This is a genomic window from Microvirga pakistanensis, from assembly GCF_004458765.1.
GTDB lineage: Bacteria > Pseudomonadota > Alphaproteobacteria > Rhizobiales > Beijerinckiaceae > Microvirga > Microvirga pakistanensis.
The window spans coordinates 271,920-289,306 of the sequence record NZ_SPJX01000469.1 but is presented as its reverse complement, the minus strand read 5'-3'; the positions used below and the strand labels follow the sequence as shown (position 1 = coordinate 289,306).

Below are 17,387 nucleotides of genomic sequence, written 5' to 3'. Positions count from 1 at the left end.
AGGCCTTCACAGAAGGAAATCGGTTGCAGCAAGCACCGACAGCCCTGACACGTTGACCTGGAAATCGGCCGTCCGATCCCCGTTCACGTCCGCAGACAGAACGCCTGCGCTGAACTTGAGTTGGCCTGCGCTCCCAGTAAACGCCTTGCCGCCGATGAAAGAGAAGGCCTGGTCGCCGGACATCCTCGTATTGGCGTCGATGCTGCGCAGATCGATACGATCGCTGCCGCGCAAAAAGTCCGAGATCGTGTCCCGCGCGGTCGACAGGGACTCGGTTGTCGCGTCGAAGTCGAAGACATCGGCCCCGCTGCCGCCGGACAGGATGTCCTTGCCGGCCCCGCCGATGATCCTGTCGTTGCCGCCGCGCCCGTACAGGGTGTCGTTTCCCGCGTAGCCGGCGATCGTGTTGGCCGAGTCGGTGCCGCGCAAGGAGTCCGCGTAGGCGCTGCCGGTGAGATTCTCGATGCTGGAATAGGTGTCGCCGGATGCGTCGCCCGTATTCCCGGTCCCATTCATCAGGTCGGCAAGAACCCCGGCCTTCGCATTGGCATAGACTGCGGTGTCGGTACCCGTACCCCCGCTGAGATAGTCCCGGCCGGCAGCGCCGGTCAGCCTGTCGTTTCCGCCATATCCATAGAGCTTGTCGTCGCCGGCGCCTCCAGACAGCGTGTTGTTGCTCTCGGTCCCCGTCACGGTCACGTTGCTCGTGGTCGCCGTGGTCAGGATCAGCGGGGTGGTCGCCGTATTGCCGCTGAGTTCTGCTGCGGAATAGAGCTTGTCCGTGAACTGAAACCATTCGGCCGTCGAGACGGTGTCCTGGCCGTCCGGGGTATCGGCCCGCAGGTCCGTCACGCGCACGGACCCGCTCGAAAGGCTCTCGATGCTGTAGCTCGAGCGCGCGCCGCTGAAGACGACGGTATCCGTCCCGGTTCCGCCATCCAGGGTATCGTTGCCCCGGCCTCCGGTCAGGCGATCGGTGCCCGCGGCGCCCCTGAGCAGGTTATGGGTGTCGTTGCCCGTCAGAGCATCGTTGCCGGAGCCGCCGGTGGCGTTCTCGATCAGCGCGCGAGTGTCGCCGTTGTGGAGCAGGGCGTTCGCGATATTGCCCACGGCGACCTTCGAGCCGTCCCACTTCAGTCGCGCGAGTTGCGCCGTGGTGGTGGTGGTCCATTGCCCCGGCCGCAGATCCACCTTCAGGCCGCTGGTGTACTTGGAGAAATCGTAGGTGTCGGTGCCGCCACCGTCCCAAACCGTCAGCAGGATCCGGTTGCCGCCTGGAGCGCCCTGGCCGGTACTGTTGATGAACATCTCGCCCGTCGTCGGGCTCCAGGAATAGGTCGTGTTCCCCGCGTTGGTCGCGTAGTTGGCGCCGTACATGTGCTGCAGGGCGGCGATGTCGTACATCATCAGCGACTGCGCAAAGCCCCAGGTCTCGTTGACATAGCCGCTCGTGGTGGAGGCGCCCACATATGAGCGGTAGCTCATGATCGTGTACTCGATGGAGTCGCGCGCCGACGGCATGCCGCTCTCGTGCGAGTGCTCCAGCCCGAGCGCATGTCCGATCTCGTGGACGAAAGTCAGGTAGGCGTAGTTGCCCTTGATCGGGCTGCTGTAGGCGCCACTGGATTTGTTGAACCATGCATCTCCGCCGACCGGAGAGGTGGTCGGGAAGTAGGCCCAGGCGGTCCCGGGCTTGTCAGAGAGGGCGAAGCGCAGGTCGGCGTGCTGGGTGGAGGTCTCCCCGATCGCGGTGAAGCTGAGATTCGCCACCGAAGCGAACATCTTGAGGGCGGCACGCGTGGCCGTCTGCTGACTGGTGTTGAGTGCACCGAAATTTGTGACGTTCTCGCCATCGCCGTAGGAGGAGCCGTAATAGGCGCCACTCGTCGGGAAACTGTAAGTGAAGCTGTTCACCCCCCACTTGAGGGTGCCCAGAAGGCCATCGATGTAGGAGTTACCCGAAGGGCTGAAGGTGGCAACGGCGGGCATGGGACAATCCAGAGCAGTGGTGGAGCAAACGGCACAAAGAATCGATCAATGAAACGCCTCTCATGTCGGGCCGACGGGGTCGGCGTTGCTCTATGGTTCCGTTCGGGAAATTAAAGCATCCGGATGAGCAGGCATTCGGATGGGGATTAATGCACATGCCGGGGTGCGACAACGGACACGATGCCGCGCGTCGGTTCTTGCGAGAGGAGTCACCGCGGAGGCGCCTGCGTCGAGATCAGCGGAAGGAGTTGTGCCGACCGCTGCGTCAGGCGGAGGGGAAATGGATGTCCTGTCAGCGCGCGGCCGGTTCCAGGTCAGCCCGCTCCTCTGGCGAGGAGGCCACTCTGGCCGCAGCCGGCGCCTTTTTCAGCGTCTGCTCCCGGGCGAAGATGAACAATCCCGCCGCGACGACGACGACGATCCCCACAAGCGCCATGGCATCGGGCCATTCGTCGAAGAAGAACGCACCGATGACGAGAGCCCAGAGGATCTGGCTGTATTGCGCGGCCCCGAGCCGGTCCGCGGGCGCATAGGTCGTCGCGATGACGAAAAAGGCCTGAGCGACGAAAGCCGTCGCCGCGAAGGCGAGCAGCAATCCCCACTGGGACGGCGTCGGCCATGTGAAGCCGGGGATCATGAGGATGCCGGCGATGAGTGCGGTGCCGAGAAAGACGCTCCCGATCAGGGTGTATCGCGTCTCGGTCGTGCCGATCATGCGTCCCATGATGACGCCGCCCGCAGCACACAGAGCGGCCGCGATGGCGATCAGGTGACCGGGGAGGACCTCGCGGAATCCGGGACGGACGATGATGAGCACGCCGATGAAGGCCGCGCAGACCGCAAGGCCGCGCCGCCACCGGACGGTCTCCTTCAGGATGAAGATCGACAGCACCGTCACGAGGCTCGGCATCAGAAACAGGAGGGCGAAGGCCTCCGCGAAGGGAAGTCGGGTGAAGGCCATGACGCTCAAGGGCGTCGTCACCGAGATGAAGAAAACCCTGAGCGCCATGAGCCAGGGGCTCTTCCAGCGCACCAGGTCGGTCAGCCTGTCGCCGGGTTTCATGAAGGCTGGAGAGAGCAGGAGGGGGATCAGATAGCCGAAGAAGGTCACCTCGAAGGGATCGAGATCGTGACCGATCGCCTTCACCACGGCATCGCCCCAGGCGAACACGGCAAAGGCAAGGAAGGCAAGAATGATGCCTTTGACCATGCGGGCAACTTCAAAAAACGGACTGACGTCGCGCAGTCCCGGGGACTCGAATGCGTCGATAGGGGAATTCTATCGCGCTGCCAAGCGCGGACGGCGGCGCTCCACGACGATGACCTTGGCGCCCTCGCCACGATCCAGAATACGGTCCGCGAAGGGACCCCGTTCCGGCCGGCGGGTCTGGGTCGACATCTTGAGGACGACGGGCCGCACCTCGTCCTCGGGCAAGCCCATGAGCTGGGAGGCGATCTCGATCTGGCACTCGATGTCGTCGGTCAGGCCCTGTGCGGCGGCAATGGCCTCGTCCAGCGACGGGGGCTCGACACGGGTGACCCGCTTGCCATAGCGGTTCGGTGTTTTCTTCGTTCCAAGCATTCCGCTTCTCCTGGGCTTCCCCTTAACGTATGAACCGTGAGTTCGCACAATGCGCAGGCGTGACGGCAGGGATGCGCCTGACGCAGGCTTTTAGGCCATGCCGACACGAGGCGGCTGGAAAGCCATTCGAAAACATGCTTCCACAGAACGCATTCGGACGGCCGGTGTTTCGCGCCAAAGCAGAGGAAAGGTCCTGACAGTGTTCACAGCCAAAATTCTCCTCCTCGGGTCGGGCGAACTCGGCAAGGAGTTCGTGATCTCGGCCAAGCGCTACGGCTGCCATGTGATCGCCTGCGACTCCTACGCCCATGCGCCCGCCATGCAGGTGGCGGACGAGGCCGAGGTGTTCCCCATGCTCGATGCCGATTCCCTGCGGCAGGCCATCGAGAAGCACAAGCCGGACTTCATCGTGCCGGAGATCGAGGCGATCCGCACCGAAGTGCTTCAGGAGTTCGAGGACCCGGGGCTCACAGTCGTGCCCTCGGCCCGGGCCGCCTCTCTGACGATGAATCGCGATCGCATCCGGGATCTCGCCGCGACGGAACTCGGTCTGCGCACGTCGAAGTACCGTTATGCGGAAAGCCTGGACGAGGCGAGGGCGGCGGTGGAGCACACGGGCCTGCCCTGCGTCGTCAAACCGGTCATGTCGTCCTCCGGCAAGGGACAGAGTACGGTCCGCTCCTCCGGGGAGCTCGAGCAGGCCTGGAACTATGCCGTCGCCAACATGCGCGGTGACCGCCGGAAGGTGATCGTCGAGGAGTTCATCCCCTTCGAATACGAGATCACGCTCCTGACCGTGCGTTCGCGTGAAGGGGTGTCCTATTGCGCGCCGATCGGGCACCGGCAGGAGCGCGGCGACTACCAGGAATCCTGGCAGCCGACGCCCATGACCGACAGGCTCCTGGCGGATGCACAGGACATGGCCCGCAGGGTGGTCGACAATCTCGGCGGCTACGGGATCTTCGGCGTCGAGTTCTTCGTCACCAGGGACGAGGTGATCTTCTCCGAATTGTCCCCCCGGCCGCACGACACGGGGCTGGTGACGCTCCTGTCGCAGAACCTGTCCGAGTTCGATCTCCATGCCCGGGCCGTGCTCGGGCTGCCGATTCCGCCGGTTCGCCTGAAGGGCCCGACCGCCTCCGCCGTGATCCTGGCCGACCGGGAGGCCGAGCGCTTCTCCATCGACGGGCTGAAGGAAGCGCTCTCGCTGGGCTCCGACGAGGGCGAGGTCGAGGTTCGTCTCTTCGGCAAGCCGACGACGCGTCCCTATCGCCGGATGGGCGTCGCCCTGGCGTCGGGTGCCACGGTCGAGGACGCGCGCGAGCGGGCGCGGCAGGCCGCGGCCAGGATCCGGATTCGTTACGAGGGGTAAGGCCCCTTACGCGGGGCGGCATTCTCGGTCGAGAACCTCGGTCGTGCGGCGATAAAACTCCTCGGCCCGCTCGTGCGTGGGGGCGATGCAGAGCACGCCGAGCTTGCCGAATTCGGAGAGCGCGCCGATCAGGTGAAACATCACCCCTTGCTGGCTGGCTCCATCGAAATGGAGACAGTTCAGGGCCGCGATGTCGATCAGGTCGGCGGGCAGGAGCCCGCGATAGGCATCCGATTCCACGTTGTCGGAGGCATAATAGCAGCGCGGCTGCCCCGACGGCGTGAGGAACGTGCCGGTGCCGGGGTCATACTGTCCTTCGGTCAGAAACTCGAGCATGATGAAGGGGTGCGTTGTGCCGCCTCTGCGCAGGTTGATCTCGATGGCGTAGTGGCGCCATGCGTCGCCTTCCCTCACGGACAGGAAATCGATGGCGAAGCGGCCGAGCACGCCCTTCGCCGCCAAGGCTTGGGCAGCCTTGAGGCCGCTCTCCTGGATCTCAAGCCGGTACTCCTCGTCCGCCGGAAACAGGCACCCGAGGAAGACTTGCCCGCTTCCGCCGCCGAGAACCTGATCGTGGGTCGAGATCGCTTCGAGCCGCCCCAGCGGATCGACCCGGAACTGCGCGGAGGGGGAGCGCTTCACATCGCCTTCGACGAATTCCTCGACGATGCCCCCCATGCTCGCGAGCTTCTCCTCGAAAAGCTCCCAGGTCATGTCCTTGGCCTCGAAGGCGAGCTGGGGCAGCCGTTCCCTGACCCAAGGTCTGAAGGCCGCGCCTTCGGGCGCACCCTCATAGCTGAAGAGAGCATTGCCCTCGCCCGAGAAGCCTTCCTCGAGCTTCACGACCGCGCGCTTGAGACCGGGCCTGCGGGCCCGGAGCTCCGCCAGCGCGTCGGCGACCTGGTCCGCGCCGCGCAGCTCCTCGAAGCCCTCGGGCATCTCGATGCCGGCCTCGCGGAAGATCTTGCGGGAGCCGCTCTTCGACCCCCAGTGCAAGAGGTCAGGGTCGCAGCCGTAGATCGGCAGGTTCAAGCGCGACGCGAGACTGCGCTCCTGCTCCGTGACGTTGAAGCAGATCATGTAGGCGGCTTCCGGATCGGCGATCGATCCCCGGATCCGCTCGAGAAGGCGAGGGCGCCCGAGGATCTTTTCCGTCAGGGGGATGGCCGATCCGTCGTGGCAGGAGAAGAGCGTCAGGCGACTGCGGGCATGCTGCGCCGGGATGCCGGGCATAAGGTGCAGGTAGTAATCGATGATCGATTCCGGGATCGGATAGCTGGAGACATAGATCACCCGGGTGCGGGGCATCCGGAGCAGCATGAGGTAGCACAGCATGCGCTCCTCGTAATGATGAGCGCCCGAGATATTGGCCAAAACCTCCTGGTCCATGCTCAGGCTCGGGACGATCAGAACGGTCCGGGGAGCGTCGAGGGCGGAGAACGATTGGAAGGTTCTCGCGAGGCGGGCCTGGAGGGTCTGAAAGTCATCCGCCTTCGCGGCCGCATTGGTGCCGACCGAAGTCAAAGAGGCATATTCAGTGTCCAAGCGAGCACCCCATGACCCATCATGCCGTGACCAAGACCATCAGGCATGTTCCAAACCGGAACGCGCCTGGCCAAGTTTGGTTGCCGCCCGGGAAAGCTTGGCCATGACGGAACTGGCATATGCCGGGAGGCGTCCTAAATAAGGCAAGGCTCCAGGCGACAAACTTCACGGGGGAGCTGGTTCGCATCCAGCTTAAAGTATTGAAATCCATTAACTTCGAGGCTCTCTTCAACGCATCGCCGAATCCTTACGTGCTGCTCAATCCCTCGCTCGTCATCATGGGGATGAACGACGCCTATCTGCGCGCCACGATGCGCAAGCGGGAGGAGCTCGTGGGACGGGGCATGTTCGAGGCGTTCCCGAGCGATCCGGATTCGGACGGCCACAGGCAGCTTCGCGCGTCGTTCGACCGCGTGATCCAGGAGAAAGTCACGGACCACCTGCCGCTCATCGCATATGCCATTCCCCTGCCGGACGGCCAGGGCTTCGAGGAGCGCTACTGGAGCGCCACGCACACGCCGCTGTTCAACGAGGCCGGGGAGCTGATCTCCATTCTCCAGCACACGGTGGATGTCACGGAGCTGCACCAGCTCCGGACCTTCGCCAAGACCTCCGCTCTCCTGTCCGGGCCGTCCGCATTAATCGAGACCGACATGTTCCGTCGCGCCCAGGCGGTTCAGGAGGTCAATCAGACCCTGTCGCGGGAGCGTCAGCATCTTCAGGACCTGTTCGAGCAGGCGCCCGGCTTCATTGCGGCTCTCAGCGGCCCGGACCACGTCTTCACCATGGCCAACGCAGCCTATCGGAAGGTGGTGGGGCGCTCGGATCTGGTGGGCAAGACCGTGCAGGACGCGCTGCCCGAGGTGGTGGAGCAGGGCTTCATCGATCTTCTGGACCGGGTCTATCAGACCGGCGAGCCTTTCGTCGGCCGCGGCGTGCGCATCCTTCTGAAGCAGGATTCCGAGGAGGCGGAGGAGCATTTCCTGGACTTCGTGTACCAGCCCATCTTCGGCCGGGACGGAAAGGTCTCAGGCATCTTCGTTCAGGGCCACGACGTGACCGACCACCGTCGGGCTCAGAACGCCTTGCGGGAAAGCGAGGAGCGTTTCCGCGCGATCGCCAACTCCATCGACCAGCTCATCTGGGCCACCCGGCCGGACGGCTTCCACGATTATTACAATCAGCGCTGGTATGAGTATACCGGCGTGCCGGAGGGCTCGACCGACGGAGCCGGCTGGAACGGGATGTTCCATCCTGACGACCAGGAGGCCGCCTGGAAAACTTGGCGGCAGTCGCTCGCGACTGGTGAGCCCTACCACATCGAGTACCGGCTGCGGCACCGCTCGGGCCAGTATCGCTGGGTGCTGGGGCGCGCGCAGCCCGTCTACGACGAGCATGGACAGATCACGCGCTGGTACGGCACATGCACGGACATTCACGACCTCAAGCAGGCCCAGGACGAGCTCCGGGCCAGCCGGGAGCGGGCGCTGCAATCCGAGCAGGAGACCAGCCGTCTGGCGGCGATGCTGGCCGAGCGGGTTTCCGAGCTCGACGCAGCCAACGAGGAAATTCAGCGCTTCGCCTATATCGTGAGCCACGATCTGCGGGCGCCGCTCGTCAACATCATGGGCTTTACCAGCGAACTCGAGAATGCTCAGAAAGAGATCGAGAGATTCTACAGGAAGATCGTCGAGGCCCAGCCGAGCCTGGTCGCGCCGGACGCTCGGGCCGCCGTCGAGACCGATCTCTCGGAGGCAATCGGCTTCATCCGGTCGTCCACGGCCAAGATGGACAAGCTGATCAACGCCATCCTCAAACTGTCCCGCGAAGGGCGCAGGGTCCTGGCGCCGGAGCCGATCAGCATGAGCAATCTGCTCGAGGCCCAGCATCGCAGCCTGGCGCACCAATTGCACGAGCGCGGGGCCAAGCTGATCATCGAGGCCGTCCCCGATCTCGTCAGCGACCGTCTCGCCGTGGAGCAGGTCTTCGGCAACCTCATCGACAACGCGGTCAAGTATCTGAAGCCCGGCCGCCCCGGAAGAATTCTCGTGAGAGGCCGCGATTTGGGCCTGAGCGTTCGGTATGAGGTCGAGGACAACGGTCGCGGCATCGACGAGAGGGACTACGAGCGGATCTTCGACCTGTTCCGGCGTTCGGGAACGCAGGATCAGCAGGGCGAGGGAATTGGACTTGCACATGTCCGCGCCCTTGTGCGAAGGCTCGGAGGCACGATCTCGGTCAGTTCGAGATTGGGGGAAGGCTCGACCTTCACCGTCACTTTGCCCAAGACCATCAGTATGAGTTCGGAGGCGGCGTAACATGCCCCATCAGCAGCCCGTTACCATCATCATGATCGAGGACGACGAGGGTCATGCTCGTCTGATCGAGAAGAACATCCGGCGCGCCGGGGTGTGCAACGAGATCCGCACCTTCGCGAACGGCACGGCCGCGCTTGAGCACCTGTTCAGTGACGGCGTGCGCACCTCCGGCCCGTTCCTCGTCCTCTTGGATCTCAATCTCCCGGACATGAACGGGGTCGACATCCTGGCGAAGCTGAAGAGCGACGAGACCCTCAGGCGGGCGCCGGTGGTGGTTCTCACCACGACGGACGACCAGCGCGAGGTGCAGCGGTGCTACGATCTCGGCGCCAATGTGTACATCACGAAGCCCGTCGAGTACGAGTCGTTCTCCCAGGCCATCCGCCAGCTTGGACTTTTCCTTTCCGTCATTCAGGTTCCTGAAACGTTGTGAGCGAAGACCAGCCCATCCGCCTTCTCTATATCGATGACGATCCCGGTCTGGGGCGCCTGGTCGAGCGCGCGCTGACGCGGCATGGATTTCAGGTGACGCACGCCTTGAGCGGCGACGAGGGGCTCGAGGCGCTCGCCGCCGGCTCCTTCGATGTGATCGCTCTCGATCACTTCATGCCGGGCAAGGAGGGGCTCCAGGTCCTGGCTGAAATTCAGAACCTTTCCGATCCGCCCCCGGTCGTCTACGTGACCGGGGCGGACGAAGGGCGCATTGCGGTGGCGGCTCTCAAGGCGGGCGCGGCCGACTACGTCATCAAGGATGTCGGAGGCGTCTTCCTCGATCTGCTCCGCTCCGCCGCGGAACAAGCCCTCGAGGCGGCGCGGCTGCGCCGCGCGAAGGAAGCGGCCGAGCGGGAAATGCGCGAGGCCCGCGAGCGGGCCGAGATGCTCCTTCGCGAAGTGAACCATCGGGTCGCCAACAGCCTGCAGCTCGTGGCCTCTCTCGTGGCCATGCAGCAGCGTGCCGCCGCGGGCGACACCATCGCGCAGGACACTTTGGCGGAGACCCAAAGCCGCATCACCGCCATCGCCCAGATTCACCGTCGCCTCTACACCTCCAACGATGTCCGTTTCGTCGAAATGGACACCTATCTCGAAGGTCTGGTCGAGGAGCTGGAAGGCGCCATGCGGGCCGCGGGCCGGGAGCATACGATCTCCCTGCAGGCAGAACCGATCCCGATCCCGACCGATAAGGCGGTGTCCGTCGGAGTCATCGTGACCGAGCTTGTCACGAACGCCTTCAAATACGCCTATCCGGAAGGTGCGACCGGCGATATCCGCGTGATTCTGTCGAGCTCGGGCGAGCAGATCCTCCTGTCGGTGGAGGATGACGGGATCGGCTGGAAGGGAACCGGCCAGGTCCAGGGCAGCGGGCTCGGCACCAGGATCGTGCGCGCGATGGCATCCAACCTTCAATCGGCCATCGAGTTCGATCCGCATCACGCCGGCACGCGGGCAGTCCTTTCCTTTTCGATCTAGATCATCGGACGCGAAAGTGCGAACCGGTTTCGCGTGAAAAGATGCTCAACGATCAAGAGCTTAAAGCCCCAGACGTGAGTTCGAATGCACGTCCGAGGCTTCAACGCCAAAATGCGCAGCGGGAGCGGACCGTGTCCGCTCCCCGTCTCGTCACCGTCAGAAGACGATGAAGTCCGCGTTGGTCATCTTCAGGTTCTTGTCGAGCTGGCCGAACTTGATGGCGGCGCCCTTGCCCGAGCCGTCCGCATCGTAGGAGAGCGCGCCGGTCGTGCTGTCGTAGACGACGTAGTCGTTCTTGTCCTTCGCCTTCGCGCCGATCGTGAAGAAGTCCTTGCTCAGCGTGCCCGTCTTGAGGAGCTTCGCGAAGACCTTGTTCTCCAGGCGGATGGTGTCGTCCTTCACGCTGAAGCCCGTGATCGTGTCCACATTGGTGGCCTTGTTCAGGGCCGCACTGAACACGAACGCGTCGTTGCCGGTGCCGCCAAGCAGCCTGTCGTTGCCGGAGCCGCCCGTGAGGGTGTCGTTGCCCGCACCGCCGTTCAACGTGTCATTGCCGATTCCGCCGTCGATGACGTTCTTGTTGGTGTTGCCGCTGATCGCGTTGTTCAGGCTGTTGCCCGTCAGGTTCACGGAAGCCGAGCCCGCGGCGGCCATGTTCTCGACATTGGTCTCGAGCGTATGGGTGACCGAAGTGACGACCTTGTCCTGGAGGCTCGCTTTCGAGGTCTCGCGGACCTTGTCGCCCTTGTCGTCGACATAGAAGATGTCGTTGGACGACGTGCCGACGAGGTTATCCGCGCCCGCGACACCACGCATCGTGTTGCCGAGCGTCCCGGCGACGCGGTTGCTGTCGGCCGCGGGGGGGGACACGGAATCGGCCACCGAAAGCCCCGCCAGGATGTGAGCGGCGTCGACGACACCGTTCACGCCCGTGCGCGCCGTGAAGCCGATCGTGGTCTTCTGGCCGGCATAGAGCGATCCGTTCCAGGTGGCGTTGCCGAGGTCGTAGACGACGCCGTCGGTCCAGCCGGCTTCAGCCGTCGTTGCCGCGCCCCAGATGCTGTCGATCTTGAACCGGCTCTTGAGAAACACGTCCCAGGCGTTGACGCTCTCGTTCGCCGTGATCGTGATTTCGGCCTGGAAGCCGCCCCACCAGGTGTTCGTGATCTTGATGGCCGCGCTGACCTTCTTGCCGTCCGCCGGGAAGGCGTAGGACGTCAGCACGTCGGGGAGGTCGATGCCTTCCGCGTCGTCCCCGAAAATCAGGTCGCTGCCGCCGGCGCCATAGAGCTTGTCCGCGCCCGCATTGCCGATGACGACGTCATCGCCGCCATTGCCGAAGCCCGTGTCGTCACCCTCGCCGCCGATGATGGTGTCGATGGTGTTGCCGCCATAGAGCGAATCGTTCCCGGTGCGGCCGTTCAGTCCGTTGACGCCTTCGTTGCCATAGAGCTTGTCGTGGCCCAAGCCGCCGATGATCGTGTCGCCGCCGTTGCCGCCGTAGAGGAGGAGCGGGGCGGCGCTCGTCCCGGACTTGGTCGCCGATGCCGTGGAAGCGCTTCCTGCGGTCGTGCCCTCTGCGAGATTGATCGGGTTGGACCTGGCAAGCTCCATGATCTTCGCCGAGGACAGCGTGCTGCCGTCGGCGAAGACGATGGCGACGTCGTTGGCGCTGGGGGCAGGGTAGTCGTTGAAAACGATCGCATCGCCGCCCTCGTCCAGGATGATGGCGATCTTGTCGTGAGCGCCCGTGGCGATCCGGTTGTCGACCGAGCGAACCAGCGTGAAGGCATGGATGTCGGCAAGGGTGTAGCCCACCAGCTTGATCACGTCGCGGCCGGGCTGGAAGTCCCAGAGCAGATCGACACCGTCGCCCTTCTTATAAAGGAAGATGTCGCTGCCGTCATTGCCGTACAGGTTGTCGCCGATCTTGATCCTCAGGCCGCCATTCCAGGTGAGCTTGCCGTTGTCCTTGCCGCCGATGATCAGGTCGTCGCCGCCTTCCCCTTGCATCTCGTCATCGCCGAGGCCGCCATAGATCGTGTCCTTGCCGTCGCCGCCTTCGATCAGGTCGTCATAGGACACGCCGGGCACGGGGGTGACGGTATCATCCGGCTGCTGAGGCGCCGGATCGGTGGGAGGCGTCGGGGTGTCATCAGGGGAGGATGGGGTGCCGCCGCCGGGGGCGGGCGAGGTCTCCCCGATGACTTTCGGGGTGCCCGTCAGCTGCCCCGCGAGCTTCAGGCTGAGCTCCCGGCCCTCGCCGTTGTTGCTCACGCTGGTCAGGCGAAGCCCGAAATTCTGCTGAAGCACGAATTCGAGGCTCAGCGGCTTCGAGGCGCTCAGGGTGAAGCTGGACTCGCGGATGTCGTCCTTGCCGATTCCGGACGTTCCGAACTCGATGCCGACGTCGAAGGGGCCGATGGACTTTCCCACCTCGCCTTCCATGGTGACGTCGTTTTCGACCTTCATCACCTTGTTGGCCTGGGTGAGATAGGTCGTAACCTGGGGTCCGCTCACCTTCAGGCCGGGGAGCAGCGTCTCGTCCTTTACATGGAAGAAGAGACCGCGGAGATCCGCGATATCGGGCTTGTCCGTGGAACCCGAGATGACGTCGGTGACCTTGACCTTGAAGTCGAGTTTCCCGTCGAGGGTCTCTGAGACCGTGATGAGCGCGCCAGGCTCTCCACTGATGAGAAAGTCGATTGCCCGAAGTGACGTAGAGGACATTGGAGATCCTGCTTATATGTTGGCCTACCAATGCGGCATTGCGGAAAATAGTCAATGAAAGAATAACGAAATAAGGTAAGTTGTCTGAATATATAATAACATTTCATCGCCAGAATACGTCACTCTATCTGAGTTAGCGAGCAGGCTATTACTTCTCCTGTTCTTTCTTATAAGGAGCTGACGACGCCCTGGTCTTGATGGCGCTGGCGATCAGGTTCAGCTCTCGCTGGACCCGGTTCAGCCGGGACAGCAGTTCTCCATCCTCCATGCTGGGCAAGTTCTGGAGGCGCTCCTCGGCGGAGGGCGGGCCGATGTAACGGCGGATCTCTTCCAATGTGGTCGGGCCGATATTGGGAACGGTCAGCCATTGCGCATCCGAAATGCTGGCGACTTCCCGGATCGTCGGACATCGGCCTTGGAATTCCGCGAGAACCGCACCTCGTACTCGTCCTGAGCACTTCTCGATAGGAAATGGATCGTCCCAACCCATCTCGCTTCCCCGAATCCCAATAGGTGACGTGTTGCCGACTAGCATTGGCCTCTTCCTAAACTTGGCCTTACAGTCTCACATGCGTATCCGTTGCGTCTGGAAAAGAGCAGAGTTCCTTAGGTCAATAAAGGCATGCTTGGGGAGTAGCCAAATCGGCTCGTGTGGCGAGCATATGGCAACCGGATTAATCCGAGGCCGAAGAATGTGCACAAGTCAGGCTCGGATTGGCATCTCCGACGGTCAGGAGGTCGGTTGCACAGGCGGCTGTTGCCGGTCCGCGAGGCGCGATACGCCAGGTAAAGGCCTTGTCGAGGAAGTCGGATGCTTGCCTGTCGTGCCCGGAGGCGCGCTTGAGGCCATCGGCCGCCGGCTCGCGGTAGCTCGGGTGAATGCCGATCCGGAAGATGGTCTGCGCCCGTTGGCGCGTGTTGAATTCACGCTGCCGTGGATGTCGCATTCAAGGGCGGTATTGAGGCCTATCATGGACGTCCCGTCCGAGAATCATCGACGAGCCCGACGCGAAAACGAGTCTGCCGGAATCGAGCAGCTCGAATGTGCTGTCCTGAAGCACTTCGCTGGACATCCTCAGAGTGTGGAAGAGACCGTCGACGAACCGGTGAAGCACCGCATGGGCGATGGAGCCGATGTTGGCCTGAAAGGGAGGACGAGCGCTGTTTCCAGGCGCACATCGTTCTGGAGGAATTCGATGAGATGATCTGCGATCGTGACTGCCTCTGCGTCAGGTCACGCAGGGAGAGCCTGGATGCAGACCGGCTTCGATTCCGGCCGAAGGACCCGCCAAAGAGGGGGCGCGAGGTCTCCATGCCTGTGCGCCGAACGGAAAAAATGGGAAATCTCCGCTCACTAGTCATAATTAGCCGGCAACCTTATTGTCGTGCCTAAATAACCGGACTAAGCAGATGGTTTATGCCTGTCTATGGAGCGCTGAGGAATAGATGTCCGCTACTGCCGTCTTGATCCACCTCCTCGGTGAGATTGCCCTGCTTCTGTGGGGCATCAATATGGTCAACAGCGGGGTCCAGCGCGCCTTCGGCAGCGATCTGCGGTGGATCCTCGGAATCGGCCTGCGCACGCGGTTGCATGCCTTTCTGGCCGGCGTGGGCGTCACGACCGTCCTGCAGAGCAGCACCGCCACGGCTCTCATGGTCGCCTCGTTCACGGCCGGCGGCGCCGTCGACATTGTGCCCGCCCTGGCTGTGATGCTGGGCGCCAATGTGGGAACGACCCTTATCGTGCAGGTGCTGTCCTTCGACATCACCCTGATCTTTCCCATGCTGATCTTCTTCGGCTTCATGGCCTACAAGCGCGGCGGCTCGAGCCGGATGAGGGATCTGGGGCGCGTTGCCATCGGCCTCGGCCTGATGCTCCTGTCGCTCCACCTCCTGAGCGAGACGATCCGGCCGATCGAATCGTCCGAGGTTCTCAAGAACGTGTTGGCGGTGATCGCGCCTGATCCGCTGATCCTGGTGTTCCTGTCCGGTTTCTTCGCCTGGATGGCCCATTCCAGCGTTGCCGCGATGCTGTTCATCATGTCGCTGGCGACGGCGGGCGTCATCGACACCCATGCCGCGCTGGTCATGGTGCTCGGCGCCAATCTGGGCAGCTCCGTCAATCCGATGCTGGAGGGCCTGGGAGGCGACCCTGCCAAGTTCCGGGTGCCCTTCGGCAATCTCGCCATGCGCGTGGTCGGGTGCGTGGCGGCGCTGCCGCTGATCGATGTCGTACTCGGCACTATGACGATGTTCGATCCCAACCCGGCCCGAATGGCGGCGAACTTCCATACGCTTTTCAACGTGGCGGTCGCAGCTCTCTTCATTCTGCCGCTGCCCTGGATTGCGAAGCTGCTCACCCGGGCATTCCCCGAGAAGCTGGTGGCCTCCGATCCCGGCATGCCGCAATATCTCGACAAGGATGCTCTCGATACGCCTTCCGTGGCCCTGTCCAACGCGGCTCGCGAGGTTCTGCGCATGGCCGACACGGTCGAGATCATGCTGCGCAGCTCGCAGGACCTGTTCCGGGAGGACGACATCAGCCGCGTGGCCGAGGTGAGCCGCACGGACGACGTGGTGGACCGGCTCTACAGCGCCATCCGCCGGTATCTCAGCTCCATCAACCACGAAGCCCTGAGCGAGACGGAAGCGAAGCGCCTGTCCGACATCCTCGCCTTCGCCATCAACCTGGAGCACATCGGCGACATCATCGACAAGAACCTGATGGAGCTGGCGGCCAAGAGGATCAAGAACCACCTGCGCCTGCCCAAGGACAGCCTCGACGACATCACCAGCATGCACAACAAGCTCCTGGAGCACCTGCAGCTCGCCGCCTCCGTGCTCATGTTCCAGGATATCGGCTCGGCCCGCCGCCTCGTCTCGGAGAAGGAGCGCTTCCGCGATCTCGAGCGCGCCGTCACCCAGAAGCATCTGGAGCAGATCCGCTCCGGCCGAACCGTGGGCGACACCAGTGCCCTCCAGCTCGATATCGTGCGCGACCTGAAGCGCATTGAGGCGCATATCGCGGCAACAGGCCATTCGCTGCTCGAGCAGAGCGGCCAGCTCAAGCCGAGCCGCCTGTCCTCCTGACGCTCCTACAGGCGCGCTTCATCCTTCAGGCTGCGCCAGTCCATGTAGCGGACTGGGTCCGGCAGGCCGATATCCCGCCTCTCGTGATCCGAGAGGTGGCTCAAGTCAGCCGTCGGACGGCGGGGTCGCAGACGAAACGAACGCAGCCACATCTCCAGACGCAGCCAAACGCTCTCGACGCCGCGCAGGCGGCGGGCATCTTCGTACCTCATGACGATCACCATTGCTGTCTTTGCAGGCGCTTCGGCGCCCCGCTCATGAGAGGAGACTGCTCCTGTTCGGCTGTCTTGACAAAACGAAAGCCAAGGGGCTGACATAAGGCAGCCTTATGGATCGCCCATGTCGAAGCCACCGAGCAAACTTCCTCCCATGAGCGCCGTGCGGGTCTTCGAAGCCGCGGCGCGGCATCAGAGCTTTACCCGGGCCGCGGAAGAGCTCGGCATGACCCAGGCGGCCGTGAGCTATCAGATCAGGATGCTGGAGGACCGGGTCGGCGCTCCGCTCTTCGTGCGCATGCCCCGGCAGGTCACCCTGACGGCGAAGGGGCAGCAGCTCGCCCCGGCGGTGACCGACGCGTTCAACACCCTGCGGGCGGCTTTCGCCGGCATGGAGGAGACGGTGCAGTCGACCCTCGCCATTACGACGCTCAGCACCTTCGCGTCCAACTGGCTCATTCCCCGGCTCGGCCGTTTCCAGCATCTGTTCCCGAACATCGCGGTGCAGATCTCGGTCGGCGACCGGCTCGTGGACCTGGGGCAAAGCGAGTTCGATCTCGGAATCCGCAGCGGGGAAGGGGACTGGCCCGGGCTCGAGGCCCATCTTCTCATTCCCAATCTCTTTACGCCGGTCTGCAGTCCCGAGCTGATCCGAGGCGCGGAACTGAGGGAGCCGATGGACCTGCTGAATTTCCCGATCATTTCGCCGGGCGATCCTTGGTGGAAGGATTGGTTCACGGCAGCAGGCGTCCCTGACGTCGACCTGTCGCGCCGTCGCGACAACTCGCTTGGGATCCAGCAGTTCGAGGGAATGGCGGCGATGGCCGGGCAGGGCTTCGCCCTGATCAACCCCTTCTTCTTTTCGGACGATCTCGCGGCGGGCCGCCTGGTTCAGCCCTTCGATCTCATGGCGTCGTCGGGCCGGGGATATTGGCTGGTCTATCCGAAGGCCCGGCGACGCTCCCCCAAGATCGAAGCGTTCCGGGACTGGATTCTCAGCGAGGTCGCGGGGGATGCGGAAAGAGATCCTCTGACCTACACAATGAAAACCAGCGCTTGAGCCCTGGTGTTCGGAG

General features: G+C 63.4%; 13 protein-coding genes and 1 pseudogene. 6 read left to right on the top strand and 8 right to left on the bottom strand.

What is annotated here, in order from left to right; genetic code table 11:
* Window positions 1-6: 6 nt before the first annotated feature.
* The 3 genes from E4K09_RS21535 to E4K09_RS21525 all read right to left on the bottom strand — a co-directional run bounded on the left by E4K09_RS21535 (window position 7) and on the right by E4K09_RS21525 (window position 3,571).
* Window positions 7-1,989, bottom strand: a complete 1,983-nt coding sequence (locus tag E4K09_RS21535; RefSeq protein ID WP_134499746.1) for a M10 family metallopeptidase — start codon at window positions 1,987-1,989, stop codon at window positions 7-9.
* Window positions 1,990-2,281: 292 nt separating this feature from the next.
* Entirely contained in the window at window positions 2,282-3,199 is a 918-nt protein-coding gene (locus tag E4K09_RS21530; protein ID WP_134499745.1) for a DMT family transporter, read from the bottom strand.
* 69 nt (window positions 3,200-3,268) lie between these two features.
* On the bottom strand, window positions 3,269-3,571 hold the full coding sequence (locus E4K09_RS21525; RefSeq protein WP_134499744.1) for a hypothetical protein: 303 nt from the start codon (window positions 3,569-3,571) through the stop codon (window positions 3,269-3,271).
* 199 nt (window positions 3,572-3,770) lie between these two features.
* On the opposite strand from E4K09_RS21525, the gene purT reads away from it, so the two are divergent.
* Entirely contained in the window at window positions 3,771-4,943 is a 1,173-nt protein-coding gene (gene purT / locus E4K09_RS21520) for a formate-dependent phosphoribosylglycinamide formyltransferase (RefSeq protein ID WP_134499743.1), read from the top strand.
* A 6-nt stretch (window positions 4,944-4,949) separates the two neighbouring features.
* Here the strand turns inward: purT and E4K09_RS21515 are convergent, their stop codons facing one another.
* Window positions 4,950-6,488 carry a peptide ligase PGM1-related protein gene (locus E4K09_RS21515; RefSeq protein WP_244610628.1) on the bottom strand — a complete coding sequence of 513 codons (1,539 nt, stop codon included), beginning with the start codon at window positions 6,486-6,488 and terminating at the stop codon, window positions 4,950-4,952.
* A gap of 200 nt (window positions 6,489-6,688) precedes the next feature.
* On the opposite strand from E4K09_RS21515, the gene E4K09_RS21510 reads away from it, so the two are divergent.
* Genes E4K09_RS21510 through E4K09_RS21500 form a run of 3 tightly spaced genes read left to right on the top strand, consistent with a single transcriptional unit; the run spans window position 6,689 to window position 10,276 of the window.
* On the top strand, window positions 6,689-8,806 hold the full coding sequence (locus tag E4K09_RS21510) for a PAS domain-containing sensor histidine kinase (RefSeq protein WP_166802431.1): 2,118 nt from the start codon (window positions 6,689-6,691) through the stop codon (window positions 8,804-8,806).
* Window position 8,807: 1 nt separating this feature from the next.
* On the top strand, window positions 8,808-9,239 hold the full coding sequence (locus E4K09_RS21505) for a response regulator (RefSeq protein WP_134499741.1): 432 nt from the start codon (window positions 8,808-8,810) through the stop codon (window positions 9,237-9,239).
* Window positions 9,236-10,276: a sensor histidine kinase gene (locus E4K09_RS21500; protein ID WP_134499740.1), complete on the top strand. Its 1,041-nt coding sequence runs from the start codon at window positions 9,236-9,238 to the stop codon at window positions 10,274-10,276. Before E4K09_RS21505 ends, E4K09_RS21500 begins: the two co-directional genes overlap by 4 nt.
* Before the next feature lie 156 nt (window positions 10,277-10,432).
* Here the strand turns inward: E4K09_RS21500 and E4K09_RS30765 are convergent, their stop codons facing one another.
* The 3 genes and pseudogenes from E4K09_RS30765 to E4K09_RS30430 all read right to left on the bottom strand — a co-directional run.
* Complete coding sequence (locus E4K09_RS30765; RefSeq protein WP_134499739.1) at window positions 10,433-13,006, bottom strand: cellulose binding domain-containing protein; 2,574 nt, start codon at window positions 13,004-13,006, stop codon at window positions 10,433-10,435.
* 148 nt (window positions 13,007-13,154) lie between these two features.
* On the bottom strand, window positions 13,155-13,496 hold the full coding sequence (locus tag E4K09_RS21490; protein ID WP_134499738.1) for a hypothetical protein: 342 nt from the start codon (window positions 13,494-13,496) through the stop codon (window positions 13,155-13,157).
* A gap of 508 nt (window positions 13,497-14,004) precedes the next feature.
* Window positions 14,005-14,237, bottom strand: a pseudogene (locus E4K09_RS30430) (propionyl-CoA--succinate CoA transferase); the annotation flags it as partial.
* Between the two features lie 215 nt (window positions 14,238-14,452).
* On the opposite strand from E4K09_RS30430, the gene E4K09_RS21485 reads away from it, so the two are divergent.
* Window positions 14,453-16,096 (top strand): Na/Pi cotransporter family protein, encoded by a 1,644-nt coding sequence (locus E4K09_RS21485; RefSeq protein WP_134499737.1) that lies wholly within the window; start codon window positions 14,453-14,455, stop codon window positions 16,094-16,096.
* Between the two features lie 5 nt (window positions 16,097-16,101).
* On the opposite strand, the gene E4K09_RS21480 is transcribed toward E4K09_RS21485, so the two are convergent.
* Window positions 16,102-16,308 (bottom strand): hypothetical protein, encoded by a 207-nt coding sequence (locus E4K09_RS21480; protein ID WP_134499736.1) that lies wholly within the window; start codon window positions 16,306-16,308, stop codon window positions 16,102-16,104.
* A 127-nt stretch (window positions 16,309-16,435) separates the two neighbouring features.
* Between E4K09_RS21480 and gcvA the strand changes: the two genes are divergently transcribed.
* A complete protein-coding gene (gcvA, locus tag E4K09_RS21475) occupies window positions 16,436-17,371 on the top strand; it encodes a transcriptional regulator GcvA (protein WP_134499735.1) in 936 nt (311 codons plus the stop codon).
* Window positions 17,372-17,387 lie beyond the last annotated feature (16 nt).